The sequence below is a fragment of the Chitinophaga caseinilytica genome (genome assembly GCF_038396765.1).
GTDB lineage: Bacteria > Bacteroidota > Bacteroidia > Chitinophagales > Chitinophagaceae > Chitinophaga > Chitinophaga caseinilytica.
Window position 1 is genome coordinate 845,353 of sequence record NZ_CP150096.1, and the last position, 20,973, is coordinate 866,325.

Consider the following 20,973-nt stretch of genomic DNA (forward strand, 5'->3'; position numbering starts at 1 on the left):
TTGATTTGAGCAAAAATACGAAAAAACAAAAGACCGCCTTCAGGGGCGGTCTTTTGAGTATCGTAGGTGGCCCAGGGTAGGGCACGGTTATGAAAAAGAAAGATGTGTGGCTTATCCCACCAGTTCTTCCACGAATTTTGCCACTTCGGCAATACGCTGCTTGTTGATGGTATAATGGATAAACTTGCCGTCTCTTTCGGTAATCACGATCCCGGCGCGGCGCAGGATGGCGAGATGCTGGGAGGCTACCGACTGTTCCAGGCGCAGTTTCACATAAATCTCCGTTACAGTCATGCGCTTATGGTCCTCCAGCAGCTTGATCATCTGCTGGCGGAGCTTGTGGTTGATCGCTCTCAACACCATCGCGGCTTTCTTAACGGCAATGTAATCCAATTTGATCTGATCTTTTTCATTGTTACCTCTAGAAATAATAAGAGTATTAGAAGAGGTAGTTAATAATTGTTTTTCCATCGCAAAATAGTTTTAAAAAATAATGAAATGACAGGGATCAACGGACAGTAAAACGGGACTATTAGACAATAATCGCGGATATTGATTAGACAAAATTATAATATCTGTCACAATAAAAAAAATTTCTATACCTTCTTTTTTAATATATAGCCCGGAATATCCCTGTTTTTTCCACAATTTGACGCTTTCGTGACACTTCCGGGCGCTATCTGCCGTCCGTCGACATCCTTTCAGATATAAACGTAATTCTATGCGTAATATGATGCCGGGAAATGCTAAAAATCTGCTAAAAAATCAACGGATGTTATTTTTTGCCGGGATGGAAGAAGGCTTTGAGGTAGTGCGGAGCGAAGTAGGCCACATCCTGGAAATCCTTATCCGCAAAGGCTTTCGCGGCAAGGCTGACCATATGTTCGGCCGAAATCACGTAGGATGGAAAAAGCGTATTGGTTGGCTCACCTAACAATTGCTGCCATTTGGGGGCCCCGTCGCCAAAGAAAATGACGGTTTTCTGTGCAATAAAGTTGTCGAGCGAGTGCGGTTCCAGCACCATCGCCTGGGGCGGCAGCAGTGCTTCGAGGTTTTGATCGAACACGGCGGTGAACACCTCCATCCTCCGCGCATCGATCATGGGGGCGTACAACACATCTTCGGAAGGCCGCTGCGCCTGCATCCCCGCCGCCATCATCTGCAGCGTCGATATCGCGATGAGCGGCTTCTTCCAGGTGTAACACAATCCTTTCGCGGTAGCCGTCCCCACACGGAGCCCCGTATACGACCCCGGCCCCGCGCTCACCGCGATGGCGTCGATGTCTTGCGGATTCACCCCGTGGCGCTTCATCAGCTCCCCGATGTTCCGGGTAATGGTAGCGGCATGTTCGCGCTGGTCGGTATTGTGGATCGTTTCCACCACCTGCCCGTTGCGCGCGAGGCATACGGAGCCGATGGAAGTTGCAGTATCGATATGGAGTATCTGTGCCAATGTCCGGAATTAGTCGGGTTGTTGGATAAATGTTTGGTATTCCTGTTCAAGCGTATCGCAGACGCGGTACCGCTCATTGCCCGTTTCGGCGTGCACGGCGCGCAGCACTTCGTAAACGTTCCGGATGCCGATGCGCCGGCACCATTCGAACGGACCGAAAGGATAATTGGTGCCCAGTTTCATGGAAATGTCTATGTCTTCCCGCGAAGCGGTCCCTTCTTCCGCCGTGAAATAGGCTTCGTTGACGATCATGGCGACGGTGCGCGGCGTAACGAGGCCTGCGGCCGCTTTCACCGTGTCGTATTCCCATCCCAGTTCGGCCATGACCGATCGCAGCGTTTCGGCGTCCCCTTCCGCGGGGATGCCCACTTCCAGCCGCGGCATCCCGTAAAAACCGGGCAGCCAGTTCACGGCATATACGCGCCGATGTTCCTCCCAGGCCACTGCCGGCGTTTTCACGAGGCAGCCCAGCACGGGCATTTCGGGGCGCAGCGCGTAGATCATGAGGTTTTCCGGCCGCTCGTCGAGCGAAAGGTCGATCACCAGGTCTGCCCCGCCTTTCAGCGGCTGCAATTCCGGTTCGTACAAAACGCGGTGCGCGCCGGTGTTCCTCGACTGGCGAAACGCGTCCCACCGCTGCCTGTCGCCCGTTACAAGAATATCCATCGGCGGTTATTTAACGGCGATCATGGAAATCTCCACATTGGCGCCTTTGGGCAATGCGGCTACCTGCACGGTTTCGCGGGCGGGGAAATAACCGGTGAAATATTTCCCGTACACTTCGTTGATCTGCCCGAAATCGCCCATGTTCATGATGAAAATGGTGCTTTTCACGACATCGGAAAAATCCATACCCGCCTCGGAAAGGATGTTGCGGAGGTTCTGCATCACGCGATGGGTTTCGGCGATGATATCGTCTTGCTCCATCTGCCCGCTTTCCGGGTTCAGCGCGATCTGGCCGGAGATGAACAGCATGTTGCCCGCCTGCACGGCCTGGTTGTACGGACCGATCGGTGCCGGCGCATTGGTGGAGTTGATGATTTGTTTTTCCATATGCCGCAAAAATAAGGTTTTGCGCCTGCAAAAATGCTTATATTAGCTGAACGTATCAGCCGAGACTAGTCAACTACCCGAAGAAAATTTAGCTGCACTAATATGTATGTCAAAACAAGGCATGGTCTGTCATTGAATGGCGCATGGCAAATGCAGATCGCACTGTTTGCGGGATGGATCATTCCCTGCGCGATCGTGTTCCTGGTATCTGGCATCAACCTCCTGCAATTTCCCGAAATCCTTTCCTGGTTATACACCCTGGGCGGTGTGAGCGTTATTGTCTGCGCACTCGTCCGCAAGCGCGATAATTTCCAGTTCATGCCGCGGTTGTACATGACCGGCGAGTTGTTCCTGCTTTGTGTTTCCATGGCCATTGCGCTGGTGATGGTGAAAGACGGGCTGGGCAGCATCCTGCCGCTGCCGGTTTGGTCAGACATGAGTTTTACCTCGATCCGCATCGGCTCGCCGTATTCCATCATTTGCACGGTTATGCTCATGGCGATGATGGAAGAAATACTGTTCCGGGGAATCATCATGGAGGCCCTCCTCCACCGCTATTCTTCCGGCGTTGCGCTCGTGCAGAGCGCGCTGCTGTACATGCTCGCGCATCCAGACCCTTCGCAGATGCCGGGCGCGTTCATGATGGGGCTGGTGACCGGCGCGTTCTACCTCCGCTTCCGCGATCTTTGTCCGTCGATGCTCGTGCACGTGGCTTACAACGGCGCTTCGGCGCTCCTGCTCAACGTGGGCAGCCATCATTTCACGCAGCATTCGCCCGTGATGTATTATCTGATGGTGGCCGGCTGCGCAGGCGCCCTCATCGCGGGGTACTTCCTCCTGCAGCGCATTTCTCCTCCCAAATCAACGGCAAAAGCGGCCCCCCTTCCCGGGAAACCGCTTCTGCATACGGAAAGTTCCGTCTGATTTATTTTCCGAACAGCAACGCTGCCAGTTTCTTATCGTGGCCATACACGTCGTCCCGGAAATTGAGACGCCCCTGGCTGTCGACCCACGCCGTGAAATACCCGATAAACACGGGGATTTTCTCTTTCACCGTTACATATTTTTCCTTGTTGGCGTTCATGGCGGCGTCGATCTTGGCGGTCGTCCAGCTGGAATCTTTCCGCAGCACCCATTCCGCCAGTTTTTTCGGTTCGGAGACGCGGATGCAGCCGTGCGAGAAGGAGCGCTTCGTTTCGTTGAACAATCCTTTCGAGGGCGTGTCGTGCAGGTAAATATTGTATTCGTTGGGGAAAAGGAATTTCACTTTGCCGAGCGAGTTGCTGGGCCCGGGTTTCTGTCTTATCGAAATGCTGTTCCCACTTCCCGACATTTCCATGTTATGCCGTGCCAGGTAAGCTTTTCCGCTCTTCCGGATGCCCGGCAGCACTTCTTTCCTCAGGATGCCCGGGGGTACGTTCCAGTAAGGGCTGAACACGACGTATTTCAAATCTTTGCTGAAGATCACGGTGCTGTTGCCTTGCGTGCCCACCACCACGTTGCAGCTCCAGGCCAGCTTGCCGTCTTCGTAGGCATGCAGCCGGAATTCCGGGATGTTCACGAGCAGGTAATCGGTATTTACTTCCACCGGCACCCAGCGGATGCGTTCCATATTGAGGAGGATCTGTTGCATGTAGTGCTCCAGCGGCCGGTTCAGCGACGCCACGGTGCTTTCGCGGATAACGCCGTCTTCCTTCTGCCCGAAACGCGCCTGGAAGTTGCGCAGGGCGCTGTCGAGCTGCGGCGTGAAGCGGGATGTGGTATCGCTGTCCTTGAAATCTCCATACATCTGCAGTCTTTTTTTCACGGCGGCGATAACGTTGGAAGAATCGCCCGATTTGTAGGTTTTCTTTTTCTCGATCCGGATAGAATCCAGCACCGGATTGTCTTTCGCGAGTTTGGCGAGGCGTTGCAGTTCATCGCGCAGCAGTTTGTATTGCCGGTTGACGGGTTCGTTGGTAGCGATGGCTGTTTTCGGATAGCGGATAACGGAATCGAGGAGGCTTTCTACATTTATTTTTTTGCGGGGGATGAACCACTCCAGGTCTTTGGAATTGTCGCTGGTCATGCCGCCCCATGTTTTCTGGGCGTAATCGAAGAATTGGCCGGTGAGGGAAATTTCGGTGATGCGGTACAGTAAATCCTTACGGTTTAATTCGCTGCCTTCGGCGCTGAGCGAATCGTACAGGCGGAGGGCGGCGGATTTGTCGAGCGAGGAATCGCGGATGCCGGTGGCTTCGTCTTGCCGCATCATGTTCATGAATCCGCCGGCTTGTTCGGTGAGGCCTGCGCTATCGATCCATGCGAAGTGGAAATCGCGTTTGCGATAGAAGTCGAGGATGGATTCGCGATATGGCGCAAATTCCGCATGATGGTCCAGGAACGCCACAACGAGGTTGCTGTCCATCGCTTCGGCGATGTATTCTTCTTTGGTGTAGTGCGTGGTGTCGCGGTTAATGCCTTCGCCTTTAGGTCTTTTCTGGCCTTGTTGGCAGGCCACGGCGAGGGCCAGGAGCAAAGTGGGCAGTACGATTTTTTTCAGCATAGCGAAGTAGCATTTAGGAGGTATAACAATCTTCCGCCGGGTATGTTGCAAAGCGGGGGCCGGAATGCGGGCGGAGGAAAAAAGGGCGCAACCGGCCGGGTGCGCCCTTTTTCGAATATCAGAGCTTGATTTCTTCGTCGTTGTTGTCGAAGAAGTGGTATTCTGTGAGATGGTAGTTGGAGTCGGCGCGGAGCTTGATCCATTTTTTGTACGCGAAGTACCATTTCCATTGGCGGCTGCGGAGCCATCCTTTGGTGAGGTAGGCGTAGAGGATGGGGTGCACACGGATGGTGAGCCCTTTGTGCTGGTGGTTGAGAAGATACTGGAGGTTCTTCTCGATATCTTCCACGATGAGCATGGAAGCGCCGATTTTGCCGGTTCCTTTGCAGGTGGGGCAATCTTCGGCGACGGAAATGGTGATTTCCGGTTTCACCCGCTGGCGGGTGATTTGCATGAGCCCGAACTTGGAGATGGGCAAAATGGTGTGTTTGGCCCTGTCTGTCGCCATGAATTTCTCCATGGCTTCGTATACGTTCTTTTTGTTCTCCGGCAGTTTCATATCGATGAAATCGATGATGATGATGCCGCCGAGGTCGCGGAGGCGCAGCTGCCGGGCGATTTCCGCTGCGGCTTCCAGGTTAGACGCGAGGGCGTTTTGTTCCTGGTTGTTGCTGGAGCTTTTGTAGCCCGAGTTGACGTCGATGACGTGGAGGGCTTCCGTGGCTTCGATGATGAGATACACGCCGGAGTCGAGGTTGACGGTTTTGCCGAAGGAGGCTTTTACCTGCCGGGTGACGCCGAAGTGGTCGAAGATGGGGGCGCCGTTGTGGTAGTAGGTGACGATGTCCTGCTTTTCGGGCGCTATCTTCTGGATATACGTTTTTGTGTCGGTGTAAATATTTTTATCGTTGATGACGATCCTGTTGAAGGATTCGTTCAGCAGATCGCGGAGGATGCTGGTGGTTTTGGTTTGTTCGCTGAGGATTTTCTGCGGGGCCTGACCGTTCCGGAGGTTTTCCTGGATGGTGTGCCAGGTGTTTACCAGGGTGGTGAGGTCTTCGTGGAGCTCGGCGGTTTTCTTGCCTTCGGCGGCGGTGCGGACGATGACGCCAAAATTGGGCGGTTTGATGGCTTCGACGATCTTCTGGAGCCTTTTCCGTTCTTCGGAGGAGTGGATCTTTTTGGAGACGGCCACGATATTGTTGAACGGGGTGATGACGATGAACCTTCCCGGGAGGGAGATTTCGCAGCTGAGGCGCGGGCCTTTTGATGAAATGGGCTCCTTGAGGATCTGGACGAGGATGTTGGGTTTTCCGCCGAGGACTTCCGTTATTTTACCGGTTTTGATGATTTCGGGCTCATTTTTGAATTTGCCGAAGTCGAAAGCGCCGGATTTATCGGAGATGGCCTGGTTGGTGAACTTCAGGATGGAGCGGATGTACGGGCTAAGGTCGGTGTAATGGAGGAAGGCGTCCTTTTCGAACCCTACGTCCACGAAAGCCGCGTTCAGGCCTGGGATGAGTTTTTTTACTTTGCCTAAATAAAGGTCCCCCACTGCAAAATTAGGATTGCCGCTTTCGTGATGCAGCTCTACCAACTTCTTATCTTCCAGCAATGCAATTTCAACACCAGACGGTGCTGCATTTATAATCAATTCCTTATTCAAGCGTCAAAATTTTATCCATAAATACTTTCACTTTATGCCACCCTCTCGGTGCTCTGTGGGTTGACAAGGGGGTACAGCATTCCCGGTTGTAGCCGGTGGTCTGGCGGCTTACACGTCGTCGAGAGGGGATTGCAAAGGGTTCAGTGATATACAGGTATCCGTGGTGTCTGCGGGGCTGACTACGAAAACAACCTGCATGACACTAGCAATTTAATGATTAATGCTAACATCATGCAGGATTGCATTAAAAAATTTATCGCGCAGCCCCTCCGGCTATCTATATGCTTAGTATAAATGGCGGGGAAACAGGAGAATTATTTCTTGCCTTTCTTGTGGCGGTTCTTTCTCAGTCTTTTCTTACGCTTGTGGGTTGCGATTTTATGTCTCTTTCTTTTCTTTCCGCAGGGCATACGCTTGTAATTTTTTTAATGTTTTATAAAATACTATTTAATACTTTTTATGTATTCGTCGATCTCGGCCGCCAAAGCGGGGTCTTTGATCATTTTGCGGCACTGCCGGAGCAGGTCTACCGCTTTTTCGTTTTCCCCTTTGCTCTGGTAGGCCACAGCCTGGAGGAAAAGCGCTTTGGGTTCGTTGGGCGTGCGTTCGAGGACTTTGTCCATTCTTTCGATCGCCTTATCGAACTGGCCGGATTTGATGGAGAAATTTGCCAGGGTGAGCTGAGCGTCCAGGAAATCCGGGTTCTTTTCTGCCACTTCGCGGAGGATGCCGATGCCTTTCATGGGCTCGCCGGTATAATCCACGATGAGGGCTCCTTTTCTCAGTTTCAGCGTATCATTGCCGGGTTCCAGGGCGATGGCCCGGTCGAGCAATTCAAGCGCGGATGAAACTTCCCACAATTTCACCGCAGGGTCCTGGGTGTGTGAAAGGTGCTCCAAAAATAAATTGGCTGCAAAGGTGAGGTTTTTTCCGGAATTTTCCAACTTGGCTGCTTCTCCGGCATAATGTGCGGCGATGGGCGCCTCGTTGAGGCCGTCCCAGAGGAGGTAAAGCTGGCGGTAGGCATTGATTTGCTGCGTCTGCACGTCTCCGCGCACTACAGCATTTTCCAGCCGGGAGATCTCTCCCAGCCTTTCGGCAGGAACTCGTTCCTTGGCCTTCTGCAATAAGTCCTTGAAATCCGCTGCTTTAGCGGCATTTCCTTGTGGCATAGCCATGCCGGTAGCGGCATGGTCGTGATCATGCACCTTCGGCGAAATTCGGCCGAACGCGAACAAAGCGATAACTGCGGCAACGCCGAGGCCAATCAGCAATAGTTGATTTCTTTGCACCCTATTCCAATATTAGGATGCAAATCTATGAACTTTTAAGCTTCTTTACCTCTGCAACAAATTCTTTCGACGGTTTAAACGCCGGAATGTAGTGCTCGGGGATCTCCACGGCCACATTCTTCTTGATGTTGCGCCCGATCTTGGCGGCCCTTTTCTTGGTAATAAAGCTGCCAAATCCGCGGATGTAGATATGTTCGCCATTCGCTAACGCCTCCTTCACTTCCTTGAACATGGCTTCGAGTGTTACTAACACATCTACTTTCGGGATGCCGGTTTTTTCAGCAATGTTGTTAATCAAATCAGCTTTTCTCATAATGAAGCGGAGGATTACTTGTTTTCAAAGTTAAATAAAAAATTTTAATCGCTCTATTTTCAAGCAAATAAAATTTAATATTTTTTATTATAGATAGCAGGTTATAAAAATACGTTTATTTGCGTTCTTTACCAACCCGTAAATCATTGCAACACAATACTATCAAAGGTTTCGGGACAGCGAATATATACAAATCAATCGACATATATAAATTATTTTGTGCAAATGACCGATATGAAGCAATTTTTTACCGCGGGTATCCTGGCCTGGAATGAGCTGCAGAACGACCGGTCCATGCCCTGGAAACAGGAAAAAGACCCCTACCGCATCTGGCTCTCCGAGATCATCCTCCAGCAAACCCGCGTGGAACAGGGCCGCCCCTATTACGAACGCTTCATTTCCGCCTACCCCACCATCACCGAGCTCGCCGACGCGCCCGACGAGGAAGTTTTCCGCCTCTGGCAAGGCCTCGGCTATTACGCCCGCTGTAAAAACATGCTCGCCGCCGCCCGCACCGTGGCCCGCGACTTCAACGGCCGCTTCCCCGGCACCTACGAAGGCATCTCCGCACTGAAAGGCGTTGGCGCGTACACCGCCGCCGCCATCGCTTCTTTCGCGTACAACCTCCCGCACGCCGTACTGGACGGCAACGTGTACCGCGTACTGGCGCGGTTCTTCGGTATCGACACGCCCACGGATACCACCGCGGGTAAAAAACTTTTCACTCAACTTGCCCAGGACGTACTTCCCGTGCAACAGGCCGGCACTTATAATCAGGCGATCATGGACTTCGGGGCCGTTGTCTGCAAACCACAGACTCCACGCTGCAAATCTTGCCGGTTATCCTCCCAATGCGTAGCTTTTCAAAAAGGATTAACAGATCTCGTTCCTGTAAAATCCAAAAAATTACGCATAAAAAAAGATATTTCTATTATTTGTTGCTAAGCAAAGGCTCACTGCGGTACGTCCGCAAGCGCACCGGCAAAGACATCTGGGAAAACCTCCACGAGTTCCCCATGATCGAGACCCCGGCGCCCGTCTCCGATGCCGAACTGCTCGCCTCCCCGGCCTTCCGCGCCCTGGTAGGCCCCGGCGCCGTAACGGTGGAACAGGCTTTCCCGGAAAGGAAACAACAGCTCACCCATCAAACCATCCACGCCCGCTTCCTGCGGATCGGGCCGGAAAAGGCCATATTGCCGCCCGAAGGCTTCCGCGCCGTGAGCGCAGCAGAACTGGAACTGCTGGCTTTTCCGAAGATCATCGTCGATTTCCTGAAAGGATGACGATCGGGCTGCACTCCGGTACCATTCATTTATAACGACTTATAAAAAATATTCGTGCCCTCGGCCGATAATTTTTTGTGTACCCGATCAGAAAAAACATTAACTTTAATAAGGTTGACCGTGAGATGATTTTTTAAACATAGGACAGAATTAAAACCTACAATTATGAGAGGTGTTAATAAAGTAATCCTGATTGGCAATCTTGGCAGAGACCCCGATGTTCAGTTCCTGGAAGGCAACATAGCAGTGGCAAAATTCTCACTGGCCACTACGGAAACTTTCAAAGACCGCGCCGGCAAGCTGATTTCCCAGACAGAATGGCACACAGTCGTGCTCTGGAGGGGCCTGGCAGAGCTGGCCCAGAAATACCTCCACAAAGGAAGCCTCGTCTATATCGAGGGGCGCCTCCGCACCCGCAGCTGGGAAGACAAGGAGGGCAACAAGAAATTCGCTACCGAAGTGGTGGGCGATAACCTCGTGATGCTCGACAAGCGGATGGACGTCGGCAATGGCGACCATGCCATTTCCCACGGGTCCGGCTCCTCCACCGGGCAGCAAAGCGGCCCCGGCCACCATGGCGAAGGTTTCCCCGGCATCGAGATCCCGCCCATGGGCGAGGCAGCCGACGATCTACCGTTTTGAAAAACCACCCCGGGGCAAGGCCCGCTCCTTTTCCTTGCCGTATCGGGACATTCTTTATATTTGCACGCGGGAAAGCGATTCACCTCTCCAAGACCTGAATTACTTTCCCCTTATTTTTGACCAAAGCTCATCATCTTGGCTTATTTTTCGGCTAGCATGCTACCGTTACTGAATGTTTTCCTGCAAAACCCGGCGCCGGCCGCCGCCCCCGATGTGAATGTCCTCGTGTTCCTGCTGGTCATTTTCATTCTGCTCCTGCTCACCTTCATCGTGTCTGGCGCAGAAGTTGCCTTCTTTTCATTGAACTACAAAGACCTTAACGTCCTCAAAACCAGGCAGAACAATGCCGGCCGCACCATCACACGGCTGCTCGAAAAGCCGAAATCGCTGCTGGCATCCCTCCAGATCGCCAACATCCTTTTCAACATCGCCTTCATCTTCATCACCAATTACCTCATTTACCAGGTAGAGTCGCTCCAGGAGCTGGCCGTGGTTTCCTTCGTGGTCCGCATCGCCATCATCACCCTGGTACTCCTCTTCTTCGGACAGATCCTCCCGCGCGTGTGGGCCACCCAGAACAACATGCGCTTCGCCACCTATTTCGCCTGGCTGGTGCATCTCATCCACGCCACGCTCGAACCGGTGAGCAATTTCTTCGTGAACCTCAGCGAAAGCATCGAGGCACGCCTCTTCCACCGCAACACCAAACCCATCAACTACCGCGAGATCGACGAAGTGATCGAAATGAGCGTGGAACCGGGCGCGTCGCAGGAAGAGAAAAACATCGTGCGCGGCATCCTCAAATTCGGCAACATCGCCGTGAAACAGATCATGCGCACACGGCTCGATGTAAACGGGCTCGAATTCGACCTCCCTTTCAGCGAAGTCACCAAACATGTGGCCGACCTCCATTATTCCCGTCTTCCCGTATATAAAAACAACCTCGACACCATCGTGGGCGTGATCCATACCAAAGATCTGCTGCAGCACCTGGGGAAAGGGGACTCGTTCGACTGGCACGAAGTGATGCGCCAGCCGTTTTTCGTCCATGAGCACAAGCTGATCGAAGACCTGCTCAACGAATTCCAGACCCGCCACATGCATTTTGCCGTGGTGGTAGACGAATTCGGCGGCACTTCCGGCATCGTGACCCTGGAAGACATTATGGAGGAAGTGATCGGGGATATCAAAGACGAGTTCGACGAAGAAGAATTCAACTACAATAAAGTCAACGACCATACCTATGTGTTCGAAGGCAAGACCATGCTGAACGACGTGTGCCGCATCCTGAACATCGCGCCCGATACCTTTGAGCAGGTAAAAGGCGAAAGCGATTCCATCGGGGGCCTCATCCTGGAGCTTTCCGGCAAATTCCCGGAAGAAAACAGCGTCATCAGCTACGGCAACTTCGATTTCACCATCCTGGAAGTCACCAAAATGCGCATCCAGAAGGTACAGGTCAGCATCAAATCAGACATCGAAACGGAATGAAACGCCTCCTCCCGCTCCTGACTTTCGCCTTGATTTTCGCAGCCTGCCAGCAACGCGGCCACACGCCCAAACCGAGGGGCTATTTCCAGATCGACCTTCCCGAAAAGCATTACCAGCTGTTCAACGAGCCTGGATACCCATATACTTTCGAATATCCGACATACGCCCGGATCGTGAAAGACACCCTGTTTTTCGACGAAAAAGCGGAAAATCCCTGGTGGATCAATATCGAAATACCCCAATTCGACGGTAAAATCTACCTCAGCTACAAGCAGGTAGGCCCAAAAAATTCGCTGAACAGGCTGGTGAACGACGCGTTCAAACTCACCTACAAGCATACCTACAAAGCAGAATCCATTGAAGAAGAAGCCATTACGACGCCAAACGGCGTTTCGGGCCTGTTTTACGAAGTGGCGGGAAACGCCGCCTCGGCGAAACAGTTTTTCGTGACGGATTCCAGCAACCATTTTCTGCGCGGAGCGTTGTATTTTTACGCCCAGCCGAATGCGGACTCCCTGGCACCGGTAACCCGGTTCGTGGAAGAAGATATGCGGCACCTCGTGAACACCTTGAAATGGAGACCAAACTGAGAGCAAGATGATAGTGATCGATGACAAATACATCAGCGATGATGTGGTCGAGAAAAATTTTGTATGCAACCTGAACGCCTGCAAAGGCGCCTGCTGCGTAGCGGGCGATTGCGGCGCGCCGCTGGAGGAGCCGGAACTCGAAACCCTCCGTCGCATATACCCTTCCATTAAACCGTACCTCCGCGAAGAAGGCATTCGCGAAATCGAAGCCACAGGCCTCCATACCTGGGACGATGAGCACGGCCACGTTACGCCCATCGTCAACGGCGCCATCTGCGCCTACGCCGATATCGACGAAAACGGCCACGTAGGATGCGGTATCGAAAAAGCCTGGAAAGCCGGCGCCACCGATTACCGGAAACCCATTTCCTGCCACCTCTACCCCATCCGCATCACCAAATACGAATCTTTCGAGGCCGTCAACTACGACAAATGGAGCATCTGCAAACCCGCCTGCAAACTCGGAAACCAGCTGCAGGTACCGGTTTACAAATTCCTGAAAGAAGCCCTCGTCAGAAAGTACGGTGAAGATTTTTACAACGTCCTCGACCAGATCGCAACAGGACAGTACAGCACAGAAGAATGAAACTTTGATAGCATCTTTGCAAGGACCTGTACAATAGGCTCAATCTTTGCGCAACGGGTCCAGCAGTAGACATTTTGACTATATTTACAGCCATGAATAAAACGGCCAGCACATTTCTCAACGAAAGTGAAGTAAAAGCGGCGGATCTCGGCCACCGCAATACGATCAATTTCAACATCGGCAAATACAACGCCGCGGTCAAGAACGGCAAGATGCAGTTTGCTGACCTTACCACCGCCCGCGAACGGGCGAAAAACGTGAAATGGCGCGCCATCGAGAACCTCGACAAGTACCTGGAGGAATTCGAAATGAATTTCATCAAAAGGGGCGGAAAGGTGATCTGGGCCGAAACGGCGGAACAGGCGCGGGAAGAGATCCTCGCCATCTGCAAGGCCAAGAACTGCAAATCCGTGGTGAAAAGTAAATCCATGGCCACGGAAGAAATCCATCTCAACGACTTCCTGCAAGAACATAATATCGAAAGCGTAGAAACGGACCTGGGCGAATACATCCAGCAGCTGGACGAAGAGCCTCCCTACCACATCGTAACACCGGCCATGCACAAAAGCGCGCAGCAAGTGGCCGACCTGTTCCACGATAAACTGGGGACCCCGTCTACACTCACGCCCGAACAACTCACGCTCGTAGCCCGCGACAAGCTCCGCCAGAAGTACCTGGAAGCGGAAGTGGGCATCACCGGCGCCAACTTCGTCATCGCCGACATCGGCGGTATCGCCGTTACGGAGAACGAAGGCAATGCCAGGCTGACGACTTCCTTCCCGAAAACCCACATCGCGCTCATCGGGATCGAAAAAGTGCTGCCTTCCATCAACGATCTCGCGCTTTTCTGGCCGCTGCTCGCCACCTACGGCACGGGCCAGCAGATCACTTCCTACAACTCCGTCTTCTCCGGCCCGCGCCAGGAGGGCGAAACCGACGGTCCTGAAGAGATGTACGTCATCTTCCTCGACAACGGCCGTACCAACCTGCTCAAAGACGTGGAAGCCCGCGAAGCCCTGTATTGCATCCGCTGCGGCTCCTGCCTCAACGCCTGCCCGGTATATAAAAACATCGGCGGCCATACTTACAAAACTACTTACAGCGGCCCCATCGGCTCTGTGATCACGCCGCATCTGAAAGGTGTGGGCGAATACATGCACCTCAGCTATGCATCGTCGCTGTGCGGCAACTGCACGGAAGTGTGCCCCGTTCGCATCAACCTGCACGAACTGCTGCTCCACAACCGTCATAAAGCGGTGGAAGAGCATCATACCGGCGGCGGCGAAAAACTGGGATGGTTCGGCTGGAAACAGGCTTGCCTCAGCCGCAGGATGATGAATCTCGTGGGTGGAAAGACGAAGAACTTCGTGATCGGCAAACTGTTCGGCAGCGCCTGGGGCGACGATGAACGTGGGCTCCCCATTTTCGCGGCGAAATCTTTCAACCAGCTTTGGAAGGAAAGGAAGAAATAATTGATTTGAATGCTTGAATAATAGTGGAAAGGCCGGCGTTTTGCCGGTCTTTTTTATTTCATGGGGATGAGCTTCACCGGCACGTTGACCTCCGCTTTACGCTTGCGCCCGCTCACCGGCACCCATTTGGGGCCTTCTTCCACACGCTTCACGGCGGCTTCACCTGCGGCGGGATGGAACGGACGATCGGCTTTTACATTATGCAAAGAACCGTCGGGATGTACGGTGAACGTTACCCGCACTTCACCGGAAAGCGAGTCGGGCAGGGCGGTAACGGGCACTGGCGGCAGGAGGTCGAGATACTGGCGGTATGCGGCCTGGCCCAATCCTGGCTGGGGCGTTGCGCGGCCTTTGGCATATCCGACTACGACCGTTTCAGACAGGGCGTTTTCGTCGGTCGGGAGATAGATATCGAGCGAATTATTGTTTTCCGGGACGTTTACGACCGTGTTTTTGTATCCGAGCAGCGAAACGTCGAGGCTGGTACGGGCAGCGGACTTTACAGTGAAAGCGAACTGGCCGGCACTATCTGTCATCACGCGTTTATTGGTGGAACGTTCGTGCACGATGGCACCACGCATGAGCTCACCGGTAGACGCGTCGAGCACCTTGCCGCTGATGAGGCGGAGGTCGTGCGCTTCGTGATAAGACGAATAATTGGATTCCACACCCGCTACTTTGCCTTGCATTTTGCTGGCGATATCATCTGACTGCGGGTTTTTCCGCATGAGTTCGGAAGGTTTCCGGCCGATGTAAATCGTGTCGGTCACTTTTGCCTTGTTGACAAATCCGGATCCGAAAACGGCAGCTGGCGGAGGCGGCGGGGGCGCGAGCGCGGGAGCAGGCGCTGCCGCCAGTGCGGGTGCTGCTTCTGCGGCTCTATCTTCGGCAACGCGGGATTGCGCTGTTTTGCGGAATGCCTGATCTTTTTCTTCTGTAGCGTGTTGGCGGGCCGCTTTTGCCTTGCGGGACGCTGTAACGGCTTTCTTTTCCGCTTGAGCTTTGGGCTGATCTGCGGAGGAATTAGCGATGATGGCTTTGGCGGATTCCGGTTGCGCTGCGGCGGGAGCCGGCAGGGCTTGCGGTGTGGCGGAGTCCTGGGCTTGCGGGGCCGCGGGGAGTTCCTGGGCCACATCTTTCACGGAGGGGCCGCGGTTGATGAGGAATACGGCTGAAATGGCGATAAGGAGCAATACGCTTGCGGCGGCCAGCCAGCGGCGGTCGATGCGGCGTACAGTACCTGTGGGCGCGACGGGCGGTTGAGCCACGCGTTGCTGCAGGCGGGCGCGGAGAACGTTCAGCGCGGGCTCCTGGGCATGGGGGCTTTTGCCATATCCCTGAATCGCTTCGGCCAGGAAGGGGTCTTCCAGGGCCTGGCGCTCCAGGGCGTGCATGGTTTTATCGTCCAGCTCGCCTGCCAGGTACCGGCGGATAATGTCCGCAGTGGGCTCGATATGTTTTTTCGGCGTTGCCATTTATTTTTTCTCCATACAGATCTTCAGATTTCTCTTTCCGTTCTGGATGTAGCTTTTCACTTTGTTCATGTCGTAGCCGGTGATTTCGGCTACTTCGCGGTAGCTTTTTTCCTGCAGGTAAAACAGGTCTACGCTCTTTTTCTGTTCTTCGGGCAGGTGCTCCATACAGCGTTCCATGGCCTGGAGGTTATCTTCCAGCCCGTTCCCACTATCCGGATGAAAAAAAGGCCCGGATTCCACAAATCCCTCGTCATCCATTTCCACGATCCTGCCCCGGGTGCCGGCGGCACGGATCTTCATGAGGCAATGGTTCCTGGCCAGGACGTGCAGCCACCCTCTAAACGATTGAATTTCATGCTGTTTCACTTTCCCTATCAACTCTTCGAAAATCTGCATGACGGCATCCTTGGCGCTGTCTTCGTCCAGGTATTTGAGGCAAACACCGTATACGAGGTCCATATACCGCTCATAAAGCGCGGCCAAAGTCTCCAGCTGACCGGATTCCTTGTATTCCCGGACCAGCGCGGCGTCATCGGCTTCCTTCCTCGTATGTTGCTGTATAAAGGGCATTTGCTGTGTGGCAATAGTACAAAATTATTGGGCTGGGTGATGCGGAAAACAACGGGAAAAATAGAGATGAAAAAAAATCCGAGCTGCTTACGAAAAGGAAAAGTAATTCAAATCTTCCCGCAATGTTAATCAGGAATTTACAAAAAGCCAGTAGTATGTTGTTGAAAAACAATGATTTATGAACAGCGCAAGAAACATCTTTAACAAATAACTAACTATGTTAAAGATGATATTTTAAGAATTTGCAGGATACTGTAAATGAAAGGGCCGCTATTAAAGCGACCCCTGGTTTATGGAATACAAACCACCGAGGCAATTGCCTCAGAAAAATGGCTCAGACGGATTCGACCAGCTGATGCTGTGGATTATCCGTGGAGTAGTTGCGATAAAACTCATCGAACACCTCCTTTCCTGAACCTCGCCCCCTTTCGTTACTGCGATTGGGGGTTTTTATTTTAAGTATTTACGGGATGAATGTGATTCAATAGCTTTCAAAACAGCGTTGCTGTTGAGACTGTAATTAGAACTGAATGCCTTGTAATGAATTTTCCATTTGTCTTGCAAAAGTGTTGTCATCTTAAATTTCCAATGCTCGGACTACCCGAAGTACTTGTAAATTCGCTACTGTCTAAAGCACGTCAAACAAACTATTCCAAATTTATACAAAAGTAAAGTTGTACAACTTTACAACTAGTTGCGGCTTTGTTAACGGAAGCCTTCATGCAATTGATTATCAGAAATTTAACCCGTTTTTTTGTTAACGCCAGCTTAACATTTGAGAATTTTGTGCGAATTTATTCGCTATCGGGAGAATTTACTGATATATAAATCTCAATATGATACAATTTAAATCGTTAGCATCTGCGATACTCTTCTTCTTTTATAAAACAAAGGCCACCTGATCAGGTGGCCTTTGTTTTATAAAGTGACTTGGTCTTTACGATTAGTGACGGAAGTGACGCATTCCCGTAACGATCATCACCATGCCGTTTTCTTTGGCGAAGTTGATGGAATCGGCGTCGCGGATGGAGCCGCCGGGCTGGATCACGGCGTTGATGCCTTCTGCATGTGCGATGCGCACGCAATCGTCGAAGGGGAAGAACGCGTCAGACGCCATAGCAGCGCCTTCCAGGCTGAAGTTGAATTGTTTGGCTTTCTCGATCGCATGACGGAGCGCGTCGATGCGGGAGGTTTGGCCGCAGCCTTTACCTACGAGCTGACGATCTTTCACCAGCGCAATGGCGTTGGATTTGAGGTGTTTGCAGACGATGTTGGCAAACTCCAGGTCGGCACGCTGTGCGGCTGTGGCGGGCTGAGCGCCGGTATCGTTCCATTCTTTGAAGCTGCCTTCGTCGTTATCCTGCACCAGCACGCCGTTCAGTACGTTTTTGAACATGCTGGGGGATTTCAGGGGCTGTTTTTGCAGGAGGAGGATGCGGTTCTTCTTGGCCTGGAGAATTTCCAGAGCTGCGGGCTCAAAGCCGGGGGCGATGAGGATTTCGAAGAAAATCTCGTTGATGGATTGCGCCGTAGCCGCGTCTACCACCTTATTGCAGGCGAGCACGCCGCCGAAGGCGGATTCCTTGTCGCCGGCGAGCGCGGCTTCCCAGGCTTCGGAAAGCGTTGCACGGCTGGCGATGCCGCAGACGTTGGTGTGTTTGATCACGGCGAAAGTGGTTTCGCTGAATTCAGCGATCAGCTGAACGGCCGCGTCCACGTCTACCAGGTTGTTATAGGAAAGCTCCTTGCCGTGGAGCTTGTCGAACATTTCTGTGAGGTTGCCATAGAAAACGCCTTTCTGGTGGGGGTTTTCGCCGTAGCGGCACACCTGGCCCTGGGGAACGGAAAGCTGGAAATAATCTTTCACTTCTTCGTTACGCATCCACCAGGAAGCGATGGCTACGTCGTAATGCGCGCAAACTTCGAACGCTTTGGCGGCGAAGAAACGGCGCTGTTCCAGGGTAGTGGCGCCTTTGCCATCTACCAGCACCTGCTCCAGGGAGCCGTACTGGTCTTTGGAAGCTACGATCACCACGTCTTTATAGTTCTTGCCGGCTGCACGGATGAGGGAAACACCGCCGATGTCGATCTTCTCGATGATGGCTTGTTCTTCGGTCGTGCTTTTAACGGTTTCTTCGAAGGGATAGAGGTCCACGATCACGAGGTCGATCTCAGGGATCTCGTACTGGGCGAGCTGCTCCAGGTCCTGCGGGTTTTCCCGGCGGGCGAGGATGCCACCAAATACTTTCGGGTGAAGGGTTTTCACGCGGCCGCCGAGGATCGACGGATACGCGGTCAGGTCTTCCACAGCTACGCATTTCACACCGAGATCCTCGATGAATTTCTGCGTACCGCCGGTGGAATAAATAGTTACGCCCTGCTGGCCCAATGCTTTGACGATATTCTCCAGGTTGTCTTTATAGAACACGGAGATCAAAGCGGATTTGATTTGCTTCTGCATGCACAGTAATAATTAGAGATTTACAACTAAGGCTCCTTCGTCCGGAACCGAAAAGCAGCGCAAAGTTAGTTCCTTACACGCATTTTTCCATTCCCCCAGCCGGAATGAAGGCACTGAAGCGTCAAAAATCAGGAGGTCATATATGAAATATTCGTGCAAGCGCCTGATATTGATATCTGCTTTATGTGACAATAAAATATAATCGATCTTAATTTTTACGGTGGGTGGACGAGCCGGCAGTTTCCCGTCCAGCACCAGGAGGCGCTTCCCGCCAAAGCTCACCCACTTACGTTCCGGCACAAACGAAAATCCGTTCACATTCCAATACCACTCCGCACCCAGCAAAGCGTTCGCGCCCTGGAGCGAACTATCCCCGATGCACCACCCTTCACGCCCTTCCACACACGCCACCAGCGTCGATTTGGGGATGTTCATCACCACGAGGCGCCGCTGCGCGGAGGCGCTGATTTTCTCCCAACCGTGCATCGCAGACCAGGCCACCATCAAGATTCCCGCCCCCCACATCCAGCGCTTCCTTCCCACCGCTCCCGCCACCACAAACAGTGCGATCACCGCATATAAAACCATCGTTTCCGCCAGGGTGATCCGGATCTGGCTCCACACCGCGCCCGGAAGATCGCCGAGCCAGCCGATGACGATGTTCATTCCTTCGATCCCCCATCCCACGGCCCACCCTACCCATTCCGCCGCCCAATCCCATCCCGAAACGGCCATCAGCAGCAGTTCTCCGTACAGCAACATCGTGCTCCACGGCACCGCCACCAGGTTAGCCGGCAGAAAATACACCGGGAACTGCCGGAAATAATACAGGCACACCGGCAAAGTGAACACCTGCGCCGCCAGCGAAACCGCGGCCAGTTGCCAGATTTTGTCGAGCCACGACCACCGGGGAAGCCAAACCCCGTACAGCGGACGGTAACAAATTTGTATACCCGCCACTGCGAGAAAAGACAGTTGAAAACCCGCGTCCCCCAAAAACGAGGGCTTCGCCGCGATCAGCAGGAAAGCTGCTGCCGCCAGGTTATTGTAGGGCGAAACATGCCTGCTGATGAGAAAACTTCCCGCTGCAATGGCCGTGAACATAACGGCAGACCGCAACACCGACGCCGAAGCTCCCGTGAGCAGCGAGAAAAACCACAACACCGCGATCAGCAACAAAGCCCGCAGCAAATTGCCCCATCTGCGTTTCGGCAGCCATCGCAGCAACCCGACCCCGCCCAGGTAAATAAGCCCCAGGTGCAGTCCGGATATGGCGATGATATGCACAACGCCCGTATTCGTATAATCGCGCACCACATCCGCATCGAGATTCGCGCGATACCCCACCAGCAAGGCTTCCGCGATACCGGCGCGCTCCTTGCCCGGCACGTACCGCTGCAATGTCCGCAACGTATACGCATGTGCGTTATACAGCCATCGCTCCGGCAACGAAAACCCGTTCCCTGGAAGCCGCCACCACTGCGCCTTCGTGACGAACGCCCGGTGAAATATCCCGCGGCGCGCGCAATACGCCGCATAATCGTACCCACCCGGGTTCCCGGCATTCCTGATGGGCTCCGCGCGTGCGCAGGCAAAAAGCCGGTCGCCGGGAGCCACCTTCGGATCATCGGCGAAATACAGGATGATGGCCCCTTCCGCCGGTATCGTCCGCTTGTTTTCCCAGACACTTTCCAGCCTGCATTCCGCTTTCCAGGAGCGGGCTTTCTGCTGCGGCGCTTCGGTCAGCGTCAGCGCCATCTGCAAGGTATCTTCTCCCAAATGCCCGACCCATTGCGGGTTCCGGCGGATATCCGAGACGGCGGGCAGCATCATCCCCACACAAAAAACCATTCCCGTCACGCCCGCGCCCTGCAGCCAACGCAACGCAAACCGGGCACGAAGCCCCAGCAACGGCGGCACGGCCCAGCATAGCAGGCAGCACGTCATGATCATCCAGGGAATGGCGGGAACGAACGTCCCGGTGATGGCACCCGCCGCCAAAAAAGGCAACAGGCGCAGGAAAGGCGCAACTTTCCACGAGTGGTTTTTCATCGGTCACAAACAATGTTAGCCGCAATGTA

20 protein-coding genes are annotated in these 20,973 nt (G+C 53.3%); 8 read left to right on the forward strand and 12 right to left on the reverse strand.

Annotated elements, in window-relative coordinates; translation table 11 throughout:
- Window positions 1-111: 111 nt before the first annotated feature.
- The 4 genes from WJU22_RS03605 to WJU22_RS03620 all read right to left on the reverse strand — a co-directional run bounded on the left by WJU22_RS03605 (window position 112) and on the right by WJU22_RS03620 (window position 2,506).
- Complete coding sequence (locus WJU22_RS03605; RefSeq protein WP_209145680.1) at window positions 112-393, reverse strand: ArsR/SmtB family transcription factor; 282 nt, start codon at window positions 391-393, stop codon at window positions 112-114.
- Window positions 394-775: 382 nt separating this feature from the next.
- Entirely contained in the window at window positions 776-1,453 is a 678-nt protein-coding gene (gene tsaB, locus WJU22_RS03610) for a tRNA (adenosine(37)-N6)-threonylcarbamoyltransferase complex dimerization subunit type 1 TsaB (RefSeq protein ID WP_341841917.1), read from the reverse strand.
- A 9-nt stretch (window positions 1,454-1,462) separates the two neighbouring features.
- Entirely contained in the window at window positions 1,463-2,119 is a 657-nt protein-coding gene (locus WJU22_RS03615) for a 3-hydroxyacyl-CoA dehydrogenase family protein (RefSeq protein ID WP_341841918.1), read from the reverse strand.
- 6 nt (window positions 2,120-2,125) lie between these two features.
- Window positions 2,126-2,506, reverse strand: coding sequence for a RidA family protein (locus WJU22_RS03620; protein WP_341841919.1), 381 nt, complete (start codon window positions 2,504-2,506; stop codon window positions 2,126-2,128).
- Between the two features lie 150 nt (window positions 2,507-2,656).
- On the opposite strand from WJU22_RS03620, the gene WJU22_RS03625 reads away from it, so the two are divergent.
- Window positions 2,657-3,430, forward strand: coding sequence for a type II CAAX endopeptidase family protein (locus tag WJU22_RS03625; RefSeq protein WP_341841920.1), 774 nt, complete (start codon window positions 2,657-2,659; stop codon window positions 3,428-3,430).
- 1 nt (window position 3,431) lies between these two features.
- Here the strand turns inward: WJU22_RS03625 and WJU22_RS03630 are convergent, their stop codons facing one another.
- From WJU22_RS03630 to WJU22_RS03645, 4 genes are all read right to left on the reverse strand, one after another.
- Window positions 3,432-5,051: a L,D-transpeptidase family protein gene (locus WJU22_RS03630; protein WP_341841921.1), complete on the reverse strand. Its 1,620-nt coding sequence runs from the start codon at window positions 5,049-5,051 to the stop codon at window positions 3,432-3,434.
- 118 nt (window positions 5,052-5,169) lie between these two features.
- The gene (locus WJU22_RS03635; RefSeq protein WP_341841922.1) at window positions 5,170-6,717 is read right to left on the reverse strand and encodes an Rne/Rng family ribonuclease; all 1,548 of its coding nucleotides are present in this window, start codon (window positions 6,715-6,717) and stop codon (window positions 5,170-5,172) included.
- Between the two features lie 443 nt (window positions 6,718-7,160).
- Window positions 7,161-8,009, reverse strand: a complete 849-nt coding sequence (locus WJU22_RS03640) for a tetratricopeptide repeat protein (protein ID WP_341841923.1) — start codon at window positions 8,007-8,009, stop codon at window positions 7,161-7,163.
- A 25-nt stretch (window positions 8,010-8,034) separates the two neighbouring features.
- On the reverse strand, window positions 8,035-8,322 hold the full coding sequence (locus tag WJU22_RS03645) for an HU family DNA-binding protein (protein WP_029464490.1): 288 nt from the start codon (window positions 8,320-8,322) through the stop codon (window positions 8,035-8,037).
- 234 nt (window positions 8,323-8,556) lie between these two features.
- On the opposite strand from WJU22_RS03645, the gene WJU22_RS03650 reads away from it, so the two are divergent.
- The 7 genes from WJU22_RS03650 to WJU22_RS03680 all read left to right on the forward strand — a co-directional run bounded on the left by WJU22_RS03650 (window position 8,557) and on the right by WJU22_RS03680 (window position 14,386).
- A complete protein-coding gene (locus WJU22_RS03650; RefSeq protein WP_341841924.1) occupies window positions 8,557-9,267 on the forward strand; it encodes an A/G-specific adenine glycosylase in 711 nt (236 codons plus the stop codon).
- Window positions 9,258-9,605, forward strand: a complete 348-nt coding sequence (locus tag WJU22_RS03655) for an NUDIX domain-containing protein (RefSeq protein WP_341841925.1) — start codon at window positions 9,258-9,260, stop codon at window positions 9,603-9,605. The genes WJU22_RS03650 and WJU22_RS03655 overlap by 10 nt, the downstream gene beginning before the upstream one ends.
- 165 nt (window positions 9,606-9,770) lie before the next feature.
- Complete coding sequence (locus tag WJU22_RS03660) at window positions 9,771-10,247, forward strand: single-stranded DNA-binding protein (protein WP_341841926.1); 477 nt, start codon at window positions 9,771-9,773, stop codon at window positions 10,245-10,247.
- Between the two features lie 156 nt (window positions 10,248-10,403).
- On the forward strand, window positions 10,404-11,738 hold the full coding sequence (gldE, locus tag WJU22_RS03665; protein WP_341841927.1) for a gliding motility-associated protein GldE: 1,335 nt from the start codon (window positions 10,404-10,406) through the stop codon (window positions 11,736-11,738).
- Window positions 11,735-12,328: a gliding motility lipoprotein GldD gene (gldD, locus tag WJU22_RS03670; RefSeq protein ID WP_341841928.1), complete on the forward strand. Its 594-nt coding sequence runs from the start codon at window positions 11,735-11,737 to the stop codon at window positions 12,326-12,328. Before gldE ends, gldD begins: the two co-directional genes overlap by 4 nt.
- A 7-nt stretch (window positions 12,329-12,335) precedes the next feature.
- Window positions 12,336-12,914, forward strand: a complete 579-nt coding sequence (locus WJU22_RS03675; protein ID WP_126244591.1) for a DUF3109 family protein — start codon at window positions 12,336-12,338, stop codon at window positions 12,912-12,914.
- A gap of 92 nt (window positions 12,915-13,006) precedes the next feature.
- Window positions 13,007-14,386 (forward strand): LutB/LldF family L-lactate oxidation iron-sulfur protein, encoded by a 1,380-nt coding sequence (locus tag WJU22_RS03680; RefSeq protein ID WP_341841929.1) that lies wholly within the window; start codon window positions 13,007-13,009, stop codon window positions 14,384-14,386.
- A gap of 53 nt (window positions 14,387-14,439) precedes the next feature.
- Here the strand turns inward: WJU22_RS03680 and WJU22_RS03685 are convergent, their stop codons facing one another.
- The 4 genes from WJU22_RS03685 to WJU22_RS03700 form a co-directional block, all read right to left on the reverse strand.
- Window positions 14,440-15,861, reverse strand: a complete 1,422-nt coding sequence (locus WJU22_RS03685) for a carboxypeptidase-like regulatory domain-containing protein (protein WP_341841930.1) — start codon at window positions 15,859-15,861, stop codon at window positions 14,440-14,442.
- Window positions 15,862-16,431 (reverse strand): sigma-70 family RNA polymerase sigma factor, encoded by a 570-nt coding sequence (locus WJU22_RS03690; RefSeq protein ID WP_341841931.1) that lies wholly within the window; start codon window positions 16,429-16,431, stop codon window positions 15,862-15,864.
- 943 nt (window positions 16,432-17,374) lie between these two features.
- Window positions 17,375-18,892: a bifunctional phosphoribosylaminoimidazolecarboxamide formyltransferase/IMP cyclohydrolase gene (gene purH / locus WJU22_RS03695; protein WP_341841932.1), complete on the reverse strand. Its 1,518-nt coding sequence runs from the start codon at window positions 18,890-18,892 to the stop codon at window positions 17,375-17,377.
- A 12-nt stretch (window positions 18,893-18,904) separates the two neighbouring features.
- On the reverse strand, window positions 18,905-20,944 hold the full coding sequence (locus WJU22_RS03700; protein ID WP_341841933.1) for a ComEC/Rec2 family competence protein: 2,040 nt from the start codon (window positions 20,942-20,944) through the stop codon (window positions 18,905-18,907).
- Window positions 20,945-20,973 lie beyond the last annotated feature (29 nt).

Coding starts and splice junctions, on each gene's coding strand:
- WJU22_RS03685 (WP_341841930.1), bottom strand. CDS start 15,861: ATGGCAACGCCGAAAAAACATATCGAGCCCACTGCGGACATTATCCGC.
- WJU22_RS03615 (WP_341841918.1), bottom strand. CDS start 2,119: ATGGATATTCTTGTAACGGGCGACAGGCAGCGGTGGGACGCGTTTCGC.
- WJU22_RS03625 (WP_341841920.1), top strand. CDS start 2,657: ATGCAGATCGCACTGTTTGCGGGATGGATCATTCCCTGCGCGATCGTG.
- gldD (WP_341841928.1), top strand. CDS start 11,735: ATGAAACGCCTCCTCCCGCTCCTGACTTTCGCCTTGATTTTCGCAGCC.
- WJU22_RS03630 (WP_341841921.1), bottom strand. CDS start 5,051: ATGCTGAAAAAAATCGTACTGCCCACTTTGCTCCTGGCCCTCGCCGTG.
- WJU22_RS03700 (WP_341841933.1), bottom strand. CDS start 20,944: ATGAAAAACCACTCGTGGAAAGTTGCGCCTTTCCTGCGCCTGTTGCCT.
- WJU22_RS03650 (WP_341841924.1), top strand. CDS start 8,557: ATGAAGCAATTTTTTACCGCGGGTATCCTGGCCTGGAATGAGCTGCAG.
- WJU22_RS03620 (WP_341841919.1), bottom strand. CDS start 2,506: ATGGAAAAACAAATCATCAACTCCACCAATGCGCCGGCACCGATCGGT.
- WJU22_RS03660 (WP_341841926.1), top strand. CDS start 9,771: ATGAGAGGTGTTAATAAAGTAATCCTGATTGGCAATCTTGGCAGAGAC.
- WJU22_RS03690 (WP_341841931.1), bottom strand. CDS start 16,431: ATGCCCTTTATACAGCAACATACGAGGAAGGAAGCCGATGACGCCGCG.
- gldE (WP_341841927.1), top strand. CDS start 10,404: ATGCTACCGTTACTGAATGTTTTCCTGCAAAACCCGGCGCCGGCCGCC.
- WJU22_RS03675 (WP_126244591.1), top strand. CDS start 12,336: ATGATAGTGATCGATGACAAATACATCAGCGATGATGTGGTCGAGAAA.
- WJU22_RS03645 (WP_029464490.1), bottom strand. CDS start 8,322: ATGAGAAAAGCTGATTTGATTAACAACATTGCTGAAAAAACCGGCATC.
- purH (WP_341841932.1), bottom strand. CDS start 18,892: ATGCAGAAGCAAATCAAATCCGCTTTGATCTCCGTGTTCTATAAAGAC.
- WJU22_RS03680 (WP_341841929.1), top strand. CDS start 13,007: ATGAATAAAACGGCCAGCACATTTCTCAACGAAAGTGAAGTAAAAGCG.